This window comes from Neptuniibacter halophilus, assembly GCF_030295765.1.
Taxonomy (GTDB): Bacteria; Pseudomonadota; Gammaproteobacteria; order Pseudomonadales; family Balneatricaceae; genus Neptuniibacter; species Neptuniibacter halophilus.
Window position 1 is genome coordinate 1,871,962 of sequence record NZ_AP027292.1, and the last position, 16,382, is coordinate 1,888,343.

The 16,382-nt window shown below is 56.7% G+C and carries 11 protein-coding genes; 9 read left to right on the top strand and 2 right to left on the bottom strand.

All coding sequences use genetic code 11. The features are described 5' to 3' along the window. Positions 1 to 147: 147 nt before the first annotated feature. From QUD59_RS08675 to QUD59_RS08685, 3 genes are all read left to right on the top strand, one after another. Positions 148 to 1,083: an efflux RND transporter periplasmic adaptor subunit gene (locus QUD59_RS08675; protein WP_286240869.1), complete on the top strand. Its 936-nt coding sequence runs from the start codon at positions 148 to 150 to the stop codon at positions 1,081 to 1,083. Positions 1,084 to 1,087: 4 nt separating this feature from the next. Continuing rightward, positions 1,088 to 4,189, top strand: coding sequence for an efflux RND transporter permease subunit (locus tag QUD59_RS08680; protein WP_286240871.1), 3,102 nt, complete (start codon positions 1,088 to 1,090; stop codon positions 4,187 to 4,189). 79 nt (positions 4,190 to 4,268) lie between these two features. Continuing rightward, entirely contained in the window at positions 4,269 to 4,715 is a 447-nt protein-coding gene (locus tag QUD59_RS08685) for a Rap1a/Tai family immunity protein (protein ID WP_286240873.1), read from the top strand. A 58-nt stretch (positions 4,716 to 4,773) separates the two neighbouring features. Here QUD59_RS08685 and elbB read toward each other — a convergent pair whose 3' ends face one another. After that, positions 4,774 to 5,427, bottom strand: coding sequence for an isoprenoid biosynthesis glyoxalase ElbB (gene elbB, locus QUD59_RS08690; RefSeq protein ID WP_286240874.1), 654 nt, complete (start codon positions 5,425 to 5,427; stop codon positions 4,774 to 4,776). A 176-nt stretch (positions 5,428 to 5,603) separates the two neighbouring features. On the opposite strand from elbB, the gene hemB reads away from it, so the two are divergent. Together hemB and ppk1 are read left to right on the top strand one after the other, a co-directional pair. Beyond that, a complete protein-coding gene (hemB, locus tag QUD59_RS08695; protein WP_286240875.1) occupies positions 5,604 to 6,614 on the top strand; it encodes a porphobilinogen synthase in 1,011 nt (336 codons plus the stop codon). A gap of 56 nt (positions 6,615 to 6,670) precedes the next feature. After that, a complete protein-coding gene (gene ppk1 / locus QUD59_RS08700; RefSeq protein WP_286240878.1) occupies positions 6,671 to 8,821 on the top strand; it encodes a polyphosphate kinase 1 in 2,151 nt (716 codons plus the stop codon). Between the two features lie 164 nt (positions 8,822 to 8,985). Here ppk1 and QUD59_RS08705 read toward each other — a convergent pair whose 3' ends face one another. Beyond that, on the bottom strand, positions 8,986 to 9,834 hold the full coding sequence (locus QUD59_RS08705; protein WP_286240879.1) for an SDR family oxidoreductase: 849 nt from the start codon (positions 9,832 to 9,834) through the stop codon (positions 8,986 to 8,988). Positions 9,835 to 9,885: 51 nt separating this feature from the next. Here QUD59_RS08705 and QUD59_RS08710 point away from each other — a divergent pair, with 51 nt between their 5' ends. The 4 genes from QUD59_RS08710 (at position 9,886) to QUD59_RS08725 (ending at position 16,357) form a co-directional block, all read left to right on the top strand. Beyond that, positions 9,886 to 10,791 carry a hydrogen peroxide-inducible genes activator gene (locus QUD59_RS08710; protein WP_286240880.1) on the top strand — a complete coding sequence of 302 codons (906 nt, stop codon included), beginning with the start codon at positions 9,886 to 9,888 and terminating at the stop codon, positions 10,789 to 10,791. Continuing rightward, positions 10,788 to 12,866 carry an ATP-dependent DNA helicase RecG gene (gene recG / locus QUD59_RS08715; protein WP_286240882.1) on the top strand — a complete coding sequence of 693 codons (2,079 nt, stop codon included), beginning with the start codon at positions 10,788 to 10,790 and terminating at the stop codon, positions 12,864 to 12,866. The genes QUD59_RS08710 and recG overlap by 4 nt, the downstream gene beginning before the upstream one ends. Before the next feature lie 71 nt (positions 12,867 to 12,937). Beyond that, positions 12,938 to 13,456: a DUF501 domain-containing protein gene (locus tag QUD59_RS08720; RefSeq protein ID WP_286240883.1), complete on the top strand. Its 519-nt coding sequence runs from the start codon at positions 12,938 to 12,940 to the stop codon at positions 13,454 to 13,456. 9 nt (positions 13,457 to 13,465) lie between these two features. Beyond that, positions 13,466 to 16,357: a DUF6701 domain-containing protein gene (locus QUD59_RS08725; protein WP_286240885.1), complete on the top strand. Its 2,892-nt coding sequence runs from the start codon at positions 13,466 to 13,468 to the stop codon at positions 16,355 to 16,357. The last annotated feature ends 25 nt before the right edge of the window (positions 16,358 to 16,382 follow it).

Below are 16,382 nucleotides of genomic sequence, written 5' to 3' on the forward strand. Positions count from 1 at the left end.
TCAGGTTTTGAACGAGTCTGGTGCTCAGGCGGGTCATGATGCATTATCAGCCATATCACAAACCATATAACAGGGATGAGTATGAGATATTGGGCCGGTTTCACACTGCTGCTTTTCTGTGGGCTTTTAAATGCAGCGGGGTCTGTAGTGGTTAAACCACTGGACGAATTACTGCAGCCTTCATCTGACAGCGCGCCGGCTGAAGTGGTTAACGAAGAGCACTCGCTGCTCAGTGCCCGTATCAGCGCCAGAGTCGAGCAGGTGCTGGTTCAGGTCGGCGATCAGGTGCAACAGGATCAGCCACTGCTGAAACTGGAATGCCGCGATTACGAGCTCGCACAGCAACAGGCCGAAGCGGCTGTGCAGGCTCTTCAGGCCCAGTTGCAACTGGCCCGGCAACAACTCTCCCGCGCGCAACGTCTGCTGCAACAGAAAAATGCCTCTCAGGAACTGCGTGACCAGCGTCAGGCCGAACTCAATAGTTTGCTGGCACAGCAGCAGGGCAGCAAAGCGGCGCTGGCTGAAGCCGGGCTGATGGTGCAGCGTTGTACCCCATTGGCGCCGTTTGCCGGCGTGATTACTTCCCGTCAGATCAGCCCCGGTGCACTGGTGGCACCGGGCACGCCGATGCTCAAAGTTCTGCGTCAGGGCAGTCAGGAGGTCAGTGCTGCCCTGACCCGGGAGCAGGCAGCGCAACTGCGCCGCAGCCCGGAGATCTGGCTGCAGTTGAATCAGCAGCGATATCCGTTACAGCTCCGGGCTATTCTGCCGTTGCTGGAAAGCCGGGCCCGTACTCAGCAGGTCAGACTCGGCTTCAGCGCTGAACCAGCGATTTCCGGTGCCAGTGGCCGGTTGTTCTGGCAGTCAGGGGAGCAGCGCCTGCCGATTCGCTATGTTGCGTCCCGGCAGGGGCAGCTGGGCGTGATGCAGGTGGTGGATGGCAAGGCACAGTTTGTTGTGCTCCCGGATGCCATTGAGGGGCAAGCGGCCCGGGTCGGTCTGCCCGGCGACAGTCTGATTATTGTCGAGGGGCAACACTCGGTTATTGACGGCGCAAGTGTCACTCTGGCCGGTGAGGAATAGAGGGATGATGAGCCGTTTATTCCGCAATCATGTGCTGGCGAATCTGACCTTTGTTCTGGTGCTGGTCATCGGCGCGCTGTGTTATCAGTTGCTGCCGCGGCAACAGGATCCGACGATCAACTTCAACTGGGTGGTAGTGACCACCGTGTTGCCCGGAGCCAGTGCCGGGGATATTGAAAAGCGGGTGACTGACCCGCTGGAAGATGCGATAGAAAATGTCTCAGATATCAAATTTGCCTCCTCTAACAGCCGTGAGGCCGTATCCAGCCTGTTGATCCGGTTTCAGGATATTGATGCCCGGACTTTTGATAAGCGCATCAACGATCTGCGCCGTGAGATACAGAATGTTGAGGATGAGCTGCCGGAGAACGCCTCCGATCCGGTGATCCTTGAGCTGACCAGCGCCAACGCTTTCCCCAGTGTGACGGTCGCGGTAACCGCACTGGATGATGACGAAAACCTGCGGATTCAGGCCCGGAATATCGAAGAGGATCTGGAGCGTCTGGCCGGCATTGACCGGGTGGACCCGGTGGGGCTTGATGACCCGGAACTGCAGGTCAACTTTGATCCGGCGGTGTTACAGGCACTGTCTCTTTCGCCCACTGATCTGGCAGATACAGTAGCGGTATGGTTCCGCGATATCTCCGCCGGCAGTGTTGAGGTGGGCGGTCAGTCCTGGCTGGTGCGGATGGTCGGGCGCAGTGCCGACCCGGATCAGGTGAAGCAGATTCCGCTGGTGGGGCTGCAGGGGCAGGAGATCCGGCTGAGCCGGATTGCCGAGGTTACACAAACCCGTGAAAAAGCAGCGCAGGATGCGGTGATTAACGGCAAGCCTGCTGTTGTGCTGGCGGTTATGAAAAAGGCGGATGCCAATACGCTGGAGCTGGTGGAGCGGGTTAAAACCTACATGGATCAGCGGAACCTGCTGGCGACCTCCACCGGCGTTGAACTGGTTATGGTCGATGATCAGACCATTCCCACCCGGGAGGCGATCAGCCTGATGCAGAATAATGCCCTGATCGGCCTGCTGCTGGTGCTTCTGGTGGCGTGGCTGTTCCTTGGCGCACGCATCGCTTTTCTCACCGCCATCGGTATTCCTTTTATTCTCGCCGGTACTTTCTGGGTGCTCTGGGGGATGGGAGAAACGCTGAATGTAACGGTGCTGCTGGGCGTCGTGATCGTACTCGGGATGCTGGTGGATGATGCGGTGGTTGTGGTCGAGGCGATTTACTACCGTATGCAGCTCGGACAGCCGGCCTATCAGGCCACCTTGGCCTCACTCAGTGAAGTGGGGCGACCGGTGATCAGCGCCGTCCTCACCACCATGGCGGCATTTATGCCACTGATGCTGCTGCCGGGCATTCTCGGTGATTTTATGCGGGTGATCCCGATGGTTGTCACCATTGCACTGGCGATCTCGCTGATTGAAGCGTTCTGGATGCTGCCGGTGCACGTCAGCGTAGCGCGGGTAAGTTTTGCCGATCCCGGCCGGATGCAGCGGTTCCGGGTCAGGATGACCCACAAAATTCAGATCAGTTATGTGCGCAGCCTGATCTGGGCGATGCGCCGCCCGATACTGACGTTCAGTCTGATTATCGCGTTGTTCACCGGTGCCATGGGAGCGCTGGGGGCGGGGCTGATCAAGCTGGACTTTTTTGCCTCTGATCCACTGCGGCTGTTTTACGTCAATATTGAGATGGCACCGCAGACGCCGCTGGCCACTACCCTCGATAAAGTCCGGCAGATGGAACAACTGGTGCGTAAGCACCTGAAAGATGAAGACCTGCGTGCGGTGGTTGGCTACGCCGGGCAGCAGTTCACCGAGACTGCACCGATGTTCGGCGAACATTACGGACAGGTGCTGGTGGGTCTGCAGCCGAAGACCGATACCAATCGTTCCGTAGATGAGCTGCTGGCCGCGGTACGGGAGGATGCGCTGGCACTGCCGGGGCCGGTGAATACCACCTTCCTGCGTCTTGCCGGTGGCCCTCCGGTGTCGAGGCCGATCAGTATCAAAGTGCGCGGTGATGAGTACGCTGAGATCCGTGCGGCTGCGGATGCGCTGAAGGCGTTTATGGCGCAGGTGCCGGAGATTACCGATATCAGTGATGATGCCGGTGGTGGGCGGATGACCCTGACCCTGCAGGCGGATTATGATGCGATCACCCGGGCCGGTCTGAATCCATTGCAGGTGATCCGTACTGCACAACTGCTGGTGGATGGTGAAGTGGTGGCGGATATGCAGCATGAGGGGGAAAAGCTCGAGGTCCGGGTGCGGGCAAAACCGCAAGCCTACACCGACATTGATCAACTGCTGGATTTCAAACTACCGCTGCCGGATGGGGGGCAGGTGCCCTTGTCTGAGCTGGTCAGCTTTAAGCGCGAACAGGCACTGGGCAATATCCGTCACTACAACTTCCGCCGGGCCATCACCGTGGAGGCGGATCTGTTGCCGGAGAGTATCGATACCGTGACCGCCAATGCCATGGTCGTGGAGCACTGGAACAGTCAGTTGCTGTCGCAGTTCCCTAATCTGGATCTGGATTTCTCCGGGGAGCTGGATGATATTCAGGAGAGTATGGACGCAATCGGCATCCTGTTCCTGTTCGGTATCGGGCTGATGTACCTGATTCTTGGCACTCAGTTTGCCAGTTACTGGCAGCCGCTGATGATTCTGATGACCATTCCGATGGCGTTTACCGGCGTGGTGATGGGCCTGCTGCTGACCAGCAATCCTCTGAGCCTGTTTACCATGTACGGCGTAGTTGCGCTGGCCGGAATCGCTGTAAACGCGGCGATTGTACTGATCTCAGCGGGTAACCAGCGACTGGAAAAGGGAATGTCGGTGAAGCATGCCACGCTGTACGCGGCCCGGCGCAGGGTGATTCCGATTCTGATTACCTCGCTGACCACCATCGCCGGGCTTTTCTCACTGGCGACCGGTCTCGGTGGGCACTCTCTGATCTGGGGGCCGGTGGCAACGGCGATTGTCAGCGGTCTGGCGTTTTCTACCGTACTGACATTGTTCCTGATCCCGATGCTCTACCGGATATTTATGCAGTGGTCACACAAAGTGGTCACGGATGAGGAGCGTGCAACTTTATGATGATGGTGTTTTTGATCGAAAAAGAGACACTAAAGTAACAGCCCAGACGATAGATGCTACCGCAACAGGAAATTCCAATATGAAAAAAATAATACCTGGAATGCTAATCAGTGCGTGGATAATCAGTCAGACCGCGAGTGCCGCGTTACTTCAGGTGCATGAAGAGCAGTTGCTCAGCTCCTGTCAGGCACTGAAGCAGCGACCGGCAGCGGTTGAAGCTGCGGCTTGCGCGACCTACATCAATGGCTTTATCGATGGTGCACTGCTGACTGACTCGGAAAACGCCACTGAACTGCAGTCGGCAGATCAGGAGGATTTTATGTCTCGGGCACTGCGCACCCGGTTGGGTGGGCGCGAGGGCGAGGGACATTTTCTTCACTTTTGCGTTCCGGCGGAACGGGCGCGGGCAGAGATTATTCAACAGATCGCACCGCACATTGCCGGGGGGAATGCCGGAGTGAGTCAATTAAAAGCGTCGATTTATGAAGGGCTGAAAGCCGAGTTGCCCTGCCCGGTTGTGAAATAAGCAAAGCCAGAGGGCAGGGGCATCGGGGCAGCCGATTGCACCCTGCATCAAGGATTGATCAGGCCAGATCCAGTACCTGATCCACCAGTTTACGGATGCCGGAAGCCGCCTCGGTGATACTGCCCGCCAGCATATAGGCAGGAGTCGTCACAATTTTGCGCTCTGTATCGATTACAATCTCGCTGACACCGCAGTTCTGGTGCTTACCCCCCATCGCTTCGATGGCAGCGGCTGCGTCGGGGTCCGTGCCGATAGTGCAGGTGGCACCTTCGCCTAACAGGATCGGTGTCATTGCCGGAGCGATACAGATCAGACCTACCGGTTTACCCGCCTGGTGGATCGCCTGAGTGAAGCTGATCAGTTGTGGATTAACCTGACATTCTGCACCTTTCACTGCAAAATCGGAGAGATTTTTCGCGGCACCAAAACCACCGGGGATGATCAGCGCATCGTAGTCCTCTGCTTTGGCATCAGCCAGATCGATAATTTCGCCGCGGGCTAACCGTGCGGCCTCTACCAGAACATTGCGACGTTCACCGCTGGCTTCTTCACCACTGAGGTGATTGATCACGTGCATCTGCTCGATATTCGGCGCCATACACTGGTAGCTGGCACCGCGTTCTGCAATCTGCAGCAGGGTGATTACGGATTCGTAAATTTCTGAGCCGTCGTAAACGCCACAGCCGGAGAGAACCACCGCGATCTTTTTCATCTTTCCCGTTTCCTTTTATATGAGTTCAGTCATACCCTATGAGGGCAAGATTACGATAAGATTCAGCCTATTACCACGAAGATGACCGGGTAGACTGAACCCGCCTTTCGGATCGTTGTCATCTGTTTGTCATCTTTTTTCTGTCCAATTCACCCTGCACTGATAAGGAAACCGACGTGTCCTTCAATAACAGCCAGCGCTTCTACCCTGAAACCCGTATGCGCCGTATGCGTGCTAATGACTTCTCCCGTCGTCTGATGCGTGAGAATGAACTGACGCCAAGCGATCTGATCTACCCGGTTTTTGTTATCGAGGGACAGAATCAGACCGAACTGGTGCCCTCTATGCCCGGCGTGGAGCGGATGAGTATCGACCTGTTGGTGGCAGAAGCGAAAGAGCTGGCGGCGCTGGGTGTTCCGGCGATGGCGCTGTTTCCGGTAACGCCGATGGATGTGAAATCGGAGTTTGCGGAAGAATCCTATAACCCAGATGGTCTGGCGCAGCGTGCGGTTAAGGCGATCAAGGATGCCTGCCCTGAGATGGGCATCATGACGGATGTAGCGCTGGACCCGTTCACCACCCACGGGCAGGACGGCATTATCGATGAGAACGGCTATGTCCTGAATGATCGTACCGTGGATACGCTGATCAAACAGGCGCTGTCCCATGCCGAAGCGGGTGCCGATATTGTCGCGCCGAGCGATATGATGGATGGCCGAATTGCCGGTATCCGCGATGAGCTGGAAAGCAACGCTTTCGTGAATACGCTCATCATGGCTTATTCTGCCAAGTATGCGAGTGCTTACTATGGGCCGTTCCGCGATGCCGTCGGTTCAGCGGCAAACATCGGTAAAGGGAACAAGTTCAGCTACCAGATGGATCCGGCCAACAGCGATGAGGCTTTGCATGAAGTTGCACTGGATCTGGCCGAAGGTGCCGATATGGTGATGGTTAAACCGGGTATGCCTTATCTGGATATTGTGCGCCGGGTTAAAGAAGAATTGAAAGCGCCCACCTATGCTTATCAGGTGAGCGGTGAATACGCGATGCATATGGCGGCCTTCCAGAATGGCTGGCTCGATGAGAAAAGTGTCACCCTGGAATCCCTGCTGGCCTTCAAACGTGCCGGTGCGGACGGGGTGCTGACCTACTTTGCCAAACGCGTTGCGCAGTGGTTAAACGATTAACAGATCGCTGAAACGTACAGGGATCTGCAGGGATTAAGGAATAAGGCAGGCCAGTTATGGTTGAGTTAGTAGAACAGAATGAAGCGGCGGTTGCTCTGCTTGAGAGCCGGGAAAATGTTGCCATCACCGAGCAGGAGGTGGAGGAAACGCCGGTTGACCTCAAGGCGCCCGAGCTTTACATCAACCGAGAGCTGAGCCACCTGCAGTTCAATATCCGGGTACTGGAACAGGCGCTGGAGGAGCAGCACCCGCTGCTGGAGCGTCTGATGTTCCTGCTGATCTTCTCCAGCAATCTGGATGAGTTCTTTGAGATCCGCGTGGCGGATCAGATCACCCAGCTCAAGTATGGTCGTGAAGCGGTCGGGCCGGATGCGATGCATCCGCGCACCGTGCTGGAACGAATCAGCGAGATCTGCCACCTGATCGTTGAGCGTCAGTACAAGATTCTTAACGACATCATCTTCCCGGAGATGGAGAAGGAGAATATCCACTTCATCCGTCGTCATCTGTGGACGCCGGAGCAGCGTGAGTGGATTCGTACCTACTTTGAAGAGAAGGTGGTTCCGGTGATCAGCCCGGTCGGACTCGACCCGTCACACCCGTTCCCGCGTCTGGTGAACAAAAGCCTTAACTTCATCGTTGAGCTGGATGGTAAAGATGCGTTTGGCCGTGAAACCGGCATGGCGATTATTCCTGCACCGCGTTCCCTGCCGCGTCTGATCCGCCTGCCGGATGAGCTCTGTGATGGGGGCGATAACCTGATCTTCCTCTCCTCGATTATCCACGAATTTGCCGATGAGCTGTTCCCGGGGATGACCGTGGATGGCTGCTACCAGTTCCGTATCACCCGTAATGCGGATATGACCTTCGATGTGGAAGAGGTTGAGGATCTGGCGAACACCCTGCGTGGTGAACTGCATTCGCGTAAATACGGTGATGCGGTGCGTCTTGAGGTGGATCAGCGCACACCTGAGGAGCTGATTGAGTTCCTGCAGCGCGAGTTCAAGCTGGATGAATCGCAGACCTACCGCGTTGATGGGCCGGTTAACCTGACCCGACTGATGGCCGTGCGTGATCTGGTGGAGCGCAATGATCTGCGCTGGAAACCGTTTACTCCGGGTGTGCCGGGTAAGCTGAAGGGTGAGAGCGTATTTGATGCGCTGAAAGCCAACGACCAGCTCTTGCTGCATCCATTCCAGTCCTTTACCCCGGTTGTCGATCTGTTGCGTCAGGCGGCGAAAGATCCGGATGTAGTGGCGATCAAACAGACGCTGTACCGTACCGGGGTTAAATCCGACATCGTTAACGCACTGGTGGAAGCGGCGCGTAGCGGTAAAGAGGTCACCGTAGTCATTGAACTGCGGGCCCGGTTTGATGAAGAAAGTAACCTGCATCTGGCCTCCCGTCTGCAGGAAGCCGGCTGTCTGGTGGTATACGGGGTGGTTGGCTATAAGTGTCACGCCAAGGCGATGCTGATTGTGCGTGAAGAGGGTAACCAACTGGTGCGTTACTCCCATCTGGGGACGGGTAACTACCACTCGGGTACGGCCCGCCTCTACACCGATTACAGCTTCCTCACCGCCGATCAGGAGGTGGGGGAAGATGTGCATAAGGTATTCCAGCAGCTCACCGGAATGGGCAAGATCCAGAAGCTGAAAAAACTCTACAATGCGCCTTTTACGCTGCACGCCAAAATGATTGAGGCGATTCGCAACGAAACCCGTCTGGCAAATTCCGGCAAACCCGGCCATATCATGGTTAAGGTCAACGGGCTGACAGAACCGAAGATGATTCGTGCGTTGTATGAAGCGTCTGCGGCGGGGGTTAAAGTTGAGCTGATCATCCGCGGCATGTGCCGTCTGCGTCCGGGTATTGAAGGGCTGTCAGAGAATATCCATGTACGCTCGATTATCGGCCGTTTTCTGGAACATACCCGGGTTTACTACTTCGGTAATAACGGTAAACCTGAAGTGTTCTGCGCCAGTGCCGACTGGATGGAGCGCAACATGCTGAACCGTGTAGAAACCGGCTTCCAGTTGTTTGGCAAGCATGCGGAACGACTCAAGCGTGAACTGGATTACTACATGCAGGACAACTGTCAGAGCTGGGAGCTGCAGGCCGACGGCAGCTATATCCAGAATCAGCCGGCTGAGGGCGAAGAGCCTTTCTCCGCCCAGCAGGCACTGATGGATGAGTTTGCGAAGTAATACCCTGACAGAGTATTAAGCGAGACGGGTAGCCAGTTTCGGGGCGGCTTTTACAGGGTTAAGCGGTTTGGCCGGGTAAGCGTCTGAGCCCGACGACAGGCGAAAACTCATCTCTGCCAGATGCTGAAAACGTGACAATATCAAAGGGGCCCGGAGCCCCTTTTTTACTGGCTGTGAATCAGCTCGCGATAGCCGCTGCGGAAATCCGGGTAGATAAACTTATAGCCGGAATCCTTCAGCCGCTGGTTGCTGCAGCGTTTGCTGCCCGCCCGCCGACTGGCTGTGGTGGTGAGAATCTCGCTGCCCAGCGTTTCAGCCAGCCAGTGTGTCACCTCATGCATGGTCACCGGTTCATCGTCGGTAGCCAGATAGCAGTCGAGCAGGGCCTGTCCGTTAAAGTGCAGATTGATCAGGTGGTTAAGCACGCCGGTACAGTCATCACGGTGAATCCGGTTGCTGTACTGTGGCGGCTCTTGTGGGGCCACATCACCGCGGCGTACCCGGTTGAGCAGATGGTTTCGTCCCGGGCCATAGATACCGGTGAAGCGCACGACCGTGGACGGCACGGAGGCCTGCGCTACCGCCTGCTCGGCCTGCAGCATGATCCGGCCAGAGAACGATTGCGGGTGGCAGGGGCTGGTTTCATCGACCCAGCCGTGATCATCCTGATGGTAGACCCCGCTGCTGGAGGTAAAGAACAGATGCTGCGGCTGAACCGGCAGGGCCTGTAACAGGTTGCGCATACCCTGCAGATAGGCAGATTGATAACCGGCTTCATCGTGACTCGATGCTGCTGCGCTGTAGACCAGAATATCGCACTGCTGAATCTCGCTAAGCGCTTGTTGCAGCGTGTCTAATTGCCCCAGATCAGCGCTTATCCCTTGGATGCCTTGGGGAAGCTGGTTTATATTACGTCGCAGGCCCACAACGTTGTGCCCTTGTTGTAGTAGCTGCTGTCCGAGTTTGGATCCGACGTCGCCACACCCCGCGATAAGGATGGTTTTCTGTTGCATAAGGCCTCCGGTTATCAATCAGAATGGCATCATAGCAAAGGATGAACCTGCATGACCCTTACTGAACTGCGTTATATCGTTACCCTTGCCCGCGAGCAGCACTTTGGCCACGCGGCTGAAAAGTGTTTTGTCAGCCAGCCGACCCTGTCGATTGCGGTTAAAAAGCTTGAAGAAGAGCTGGGCGTAGCCCTGTTTGAACGCAGCAAAAACTCCGTGCGGGTAACGCCGGTGGGTGAAAAGGTGGTACAGCAGGCTCAACGGGTACTGGAACAGGCAGATACAATCAGGGATCTGGCCCAGGAGGGTAAAGATCAGTTGAAGAGTCCGCTCCGGGTTGGCGCTATCTACACGATTGGCCCCTACCTGTTTCCCCATCTGGTTTCTGAAGTCCAGAAGCTGGCGCCGGAGATGCCGCTGTATATCGAGGAAAACTTTACCGAAAATCTGCGCCAGAAGATCCGCAACGGTGAGCTGGATGCCGTGATTCTGGCGTTGCCGTTCCATGAGCCGGATATTCTGACCCGGCCGCTCTACGAAGAAGACTTTGAAATGCTGATGCCTAAGGGCCATCCCTGGAGCGAGCAGGAGTCGATCAGCAGTGAAGATCTGCCAAGTACGCCGTTGCTGTTGCTGGGCGAGGGGCACTGTTTCCGTGATCAGGTACTTGAGTCCTGTCCTACGCTGACTCAGGCGTTGCATGATCAGCATACGATTACCGAAGGCAGCTCTCTGGAGACGATCCGCATGATGGTGGGTTCTGGTCTTGGCTGTTCTGTTCTGCCGCAGTCGGCTGTTTACGGGCCTTCCCGTTCCGATATGGTGGTGACCCGTCCGTTCCGCGAGCCGGTGCCGCAACGTACAGTCGGTGTCGCCTGGCGCGCCAGTTTTCCACGTCCGCAGGCGATCGATGTGCTGGTGGATGCGATCTCCCGGTTCGAACCTGCAGGTAATCAATGACCCTTGCTCTTGCCGAGATTCCGGTCAGTGAACTGAAAGGGGTCGGTGCTGCGCTGGAGTTAAAGCTGCACAACCTGGGGATCCGTACCCTGCAGGATCTTCTGTTTCACCTGCCTCTGCGCTATCAGGACCGGACCCGGATTCTGCCGATCGGCTCGCTGCGCCCCGGTGATGAGTGTGTGATTGAGGGCGAGGTTAAACTGGCCGATATCAGTAAAGGCCGGCGTCGCAGCCTGCTTTGCCGGATTCAGGATGGCACCGGCAGTCTGACTCTGCGTTTTTTCCATTTTTCTGCCGCACAAAAGAACAACCTGCGACCGGGTGTACGCCTGCGCTGTTTTGGCGAAGCCCGTGCCGGTGCTAACGGGCTGGAAATTGTTCACCCTGAATACCGCCGGGTCGACAGCGATGAACTGGTGCCGGTTGAAGAGCATCTGACCCCGGTCTATCCCACCACCGAAGGGCTGCATCAGAACCGGCTGCGAAGTCTGACTGATCAGGCACTGGAATATCTCAAACGTGGTGCGCTGCAGGAACTGGTACCTGAATCCTTACGGCAGGGCTGGCAGTTTCCCGGCCTCGATGATGCTATGCAGTACCTGCACCGCCCCCCGGTGGATGCAAATCAGCCTCTGCTGCTGGAAGGGATGCACCCGGCACAGCGCCGGCTGGCTTTTGAAGAGCTGATGGCCCATCACCTGTCCCTGTTGAAACTGCGGCAGAAAACCCGTGAGAAAGGCGCGCCTGAGTTACCCGGAGATGGCTCGCTGAAGCGGGCTTTCCTTGATGCATTGCCGTTTCCTCTGACGGGTGCGCAAAGCCGGGTGGCGGACGAGGTGGCTAAGGATCTGTCCCAGGCCTTTCCTATGTTGCGTCTGGTGCAGGGGGATGTAGGTTCAGGTAAAACTGTGGTGGCTGCGCTGGCAGCGATCCAGTCGGTAGAGAGCGGATTGCAGGCGGCAGTGATGGCTCCCACCGAGATTCTGGCGGAGCAGCATTACCATAATTTCAGCCAGTGGCTGGAGCCGCTGGGGGTTAAAGTTGCGTGGCTGGCGGGTAAATTAAAAGGTAAACAGCGTCAGGCACAACTGGAACTGATTCGCAGCGGAGAAGCCCGGGTTGTGGTGGGCACCCATGCGCTGTTTCAGGAGGAGGTCGTGTTTTCCGATCTGGGGCTGGTGGTGATTGATGAACAGCACCGCTTTGGTGTGCATCAGCGCCTTTCGCTGCGGGAGAAAGGGCGCAACGGTAAGCTGGCGCCGCACCAGTTGATTATGACCGCGACACCCATTCCACGAACCCTGACGATGAGTGCCTACGCCGATCTGGACTGCTCGGTCATTGATGAGTTGCCGCCGGGGCGGACACCGGTCAGCACCGTGGTGATCGCCGACAGCCGTCGCGATCAGGTGATTGAGCGGGTGCGCAGCGCCTGTGCCGAAAAGCGTCAGGTGTACTGGGTCTGTACCCTGATCGAAGAGTCTGAGGCGTTGCAGTGTCAGGCGGCCGAAGTCACCGAACAGCAGTTGGCTGAAGCGCTGCCGGAACTGCGTATCGGACTGGTCCACGGGCGCATGAAACCCGCCGAAAAAGCTGAAGTAATGGGCCGTTTTAAGGCGGCGGAGCTGGATCTGCTGGTGGCGACGACGGTGATTGAAGTCGGGGTGGATGTACCCAACGCCAGCGTGATGATTATTGAGAACCCTGAGCGGCTGGGTTTAGCCCAGTTACATCAGTTACGCGGCCGGGTCGGGCGTGGCTCGGTGGAGAGCTTCTGTGTGCTGATGTACCATGCGCCGCTGTCTAATCAGGGCCGGCAGCGACTGGCGGTGATGCGTGAAACCACCGATGGTTTCCGGATTGCAGAGAAAGATCTGGAGCTGCGCGGCCCCGGCGAGGTGCTGGGGACCCGGCAGACCGGTGTGATGCAGTTCCGTATGGCGGATCTGCAACGGGATTCTGACCTGCTGACCCGGGTTAAAACGCTGGCCGGGCAGATGCAGGCATGGCCTGACCACGCAGAAGCGCTGGTAGAGCGCTGGCTTGGCCGGGGTGAAGATTATGGTAATGTCTGAGCAGATCTCGTCCATACTGTAAGCTGTGCAGGCGGTTGTCCGGCTATAACTGAATTTAAGAGAGAGTTTCATTGATCAACCCTTCCGAACAACAACTTGACCTGATCCGGCAGCAGCTTGGCCGTGAACCCCGTGGCCTTGCCGGTATCGCTGTGCAGAGTGATCAGGGCGTACCGATTGTGCTGCAGATGCAGGCCTTAGTCGATGATAAGCCGTTTCCCACCCTGTTCTGGCTCTCCAGTAAAGATGTCTATCAGATGATTGCTGAGATTGAGACGGCAGGCGCGGTAAAATTGCTGGAACAGGAGTTGGCAGAAGATGAGACGCTGCGTGCGGCTCATCTGGCTGATCAGCAGCGCTATGTGGATCTGCGCTGGGCAACCGTGACCCCGGAGCAGGAGGCGCGTATCGAATCCCTCGGCTTCCGGCATCTGTATGACCAGTACGGCATCGGTGGCATATCCCAGTGGGACAAAATTCGCTGTTTGCATATGCAGTACGCTTACCATCTGGCCGAAGGCAGCACCATCGGACGTTTGCTGGATGAGCGTTACGGTCTGGATCAGAAACTGCAGCAGATAAGGCTTTAGGAGTAACGGATGAAGTGGCGCTATATCGGACTTATCACTGTTCTGGTTGCGGGAACCGCAAGCGCTGCTCCGAAGAAAGGCGGCTCTGGGGTCAGTATTGATTGCAGCAGCAGCGATTCGGGCGTAATTAACGAGCTGGTGCCGCAGGGCACGGCGGGGCCGATCCGTTATATCGAGGTGGCGGTTTTGGGCGAATCCGCAGTGGATGTGTCCGGCTGGCAACTCTGCACCAGCGATCAGGGTAAATCCCCCGACTGCCGGGGCTACGGCAGTGGCAATATGATTGTCGGTGCCTTCGACAGCAGTAGCCAGACCTACGACAGCGGCATAACCTCGCACACACCCAAAGAGTATCTCAGTTCCGCTCAGACTCTCAGTTCTAATGAGTGGGAGGTGCTGTTGCTGGATGGTTCAGGCAAGGCGCTGGATTATGCCCATTTCTGTAAGGACAGTTGCAAAAAGAGCACCTATTGGGAGGTGCCTGCTGCATGCACCAATGATCTGGGTGGCGGGGGAGATAACAAAGTAATTCTGGCGCGTATGCCCGATGGTGAAGGAGGCTTCGTTGAGGTCGATGACCCGACGCCGGGCAGTAACAACAATGGTGAGCCGGATGCCGATGTAGATCACTACGCTATTAGCCACTCCGGTAGCGGAGTGACCTGTCTGCGGGAAACCGTGACGATCAGCGCTCACGGTGACGCCAGCCACGGCACTGTAGATGCCGCGCAATCGGTCATTACGCTGTCCACCTCCCATGGCAAAGGCGATTGGGTTGGAATTGCCAGCGGCAGCGGCGCACTGGATAACGGCAGCGCCGGAGATGGGGTGGCAACCTACAGTTTTGCTGAAGGCGAGCAGAGCGTACAACTGCTGTTTGAGTACATCGATCTGACCTCAGGCAGTGAAACTTTCTCCTTTAACGTGACTGACGGAACGTCAACTGAGACCAGTGGCGAAGCCACGGCGGCGGATGACCCGTCGATCACTTTCAGCACCGCGGAATTGAGGTTTGTTGACGCCTCCGGCAATGAGCTGATACCGACCCAGATCTCCGGGAAATCCTCCGCAGACTCCCCGTTTTCAGAGCAACTCTTTTTGCAGGCGGTCCGTGCTTCCGATGGCGATGCTTCGGTCTGTACGGCTGCTGTATCAGGCACCCAAACGATTCAGGTGGCCGCGCAGTGTCAGAATCCCGATATCTGTGTCGCGGGGCAGCAGTTGAGCCTGCAGAGTGATACCAATCCCGCTGTGGATATCTCGCTTAATTCAGCCTCTCCGGCAGTCCCTGCCAGTTACGCAGATGTGCAGATGAGCTTCGATGCCGAAGCCAAAGCACCCTTCCACTTCACCTACAGCGATGCCGGCCAGATACAGCTATATGCCCGCTTTGACGGCTCGGAAACCGGTGTGGTTATGAGCGGTAGCTCCAATCTGTTTGTAGTGCGTCCCTTCGGCTTCGGATTCGGTCGGATCTATACCACAGAGAAAGATAATCCGGGTGGTGATGAATTGTTTGGCGAGGGCTTTGTTGCAGCCGGACGCGATTTCAGTGTCGAGCTCAATGCCTATGCCTATGATGCTTCTGACGACGATGATGGCAGCGGAAACTTCGATGGTATTCCGCAGCCGGATGCAGATCTGTCAGATAATGCGGTAACGCCTAACTATACAGGTACTGTTCAGCTCTCAGTGTACGAATTTACCCCGCTGGGTGGGGTTGAGGGTAACCTTGATGGCGATAGCGGCTTGCTGCTGGATACCTACAGCAACCGAGCGGGAGCCTATGCAACTGCGGTGCTGCAATATGATGAAGTGGGCAGTATGACCCTGCGGGCAGATCACAACGACTATCTGGGCGCAGCCGATGCGGATATCAGCGGTTTCTCACCAAAAACCGGTCGATTCTATCCGGATCACTTCTTCCTCACGGACAAATCGCTGACCCTGAGCTGCAGTGGTTTTGTCTATATGCAGCAGCCCTATGCCAGTCTTGAGTATCGGGTGGAGGCCCGGGCGGCGGATGACTCCGTCACCGAGAACTACGATATTGCGCTCTATAACACCGATAACCTCGCACTCACCGCAGAAGACAGTGATGATGGTAATGCGTTGAGCCGGATTAGCGCGGATGGCGCTTCATTGAGTGGCTGGACCGCAGGTGTCGTTGATCTGACGGATAAAACCTCCGGTGGTGGTGCCGATGATTCGGTCAGGACACTACGCTTTATCCGTAACGGTGGTGCCGAGGGTCTGGAAGATGGCCCGTTCAGTCAGGTGCAGTTAGGGCTGACCAGTACAGAGGTATCCGGTGGTTTCAGTGATGGGGTTCGGTTTCATGCGGATCAGCTGGATACAGATCCGGCCAGTGCGGGCGCCTGTGCGGGAAGTTGTACCGCCATCTCACTGGGTGATGAGCATCAGGCGCTCTATGGTCGCTTGCTGTTGCAGTCTGCGCATGGCCCGGAAACTCAGGATCTGCCGGTTCCGTTTGCTGTAGAGTATTGGAACGGCAGTCGTTTTGTGACCAATGGCAGTGACAGTTGCAGCCGGATACCCCTGTCGGATATCAGCTTTGACGGCGGGATAATCGCTGTGGATAACTCTTCACGTACCGTGACGGTGGGTGATGGTTCTACACTGGGTACGCTGAATATTGATGGCACGGATGCACTGGCAGGCAGCGGTGATTTCGGTCTGGTGTTCAGCGCACCGGGTGCCAGCGGCGGCGGTACCGATTACACCGGATATTTTCCGGTGGGAATCAGTTCACTGGATGAGTGGCTTCGCTACGACTGGAATCAGGATGGTGCGGCGGGTGATGTTACGCTGCCTGACGCGATCATCACCTTTGGCCGGGCGCGAGGGAATGACCGGGTGATCTTCTGGCGCGAGCCTTAGGCTGTTTGAAGCACAAAAAAAGCAG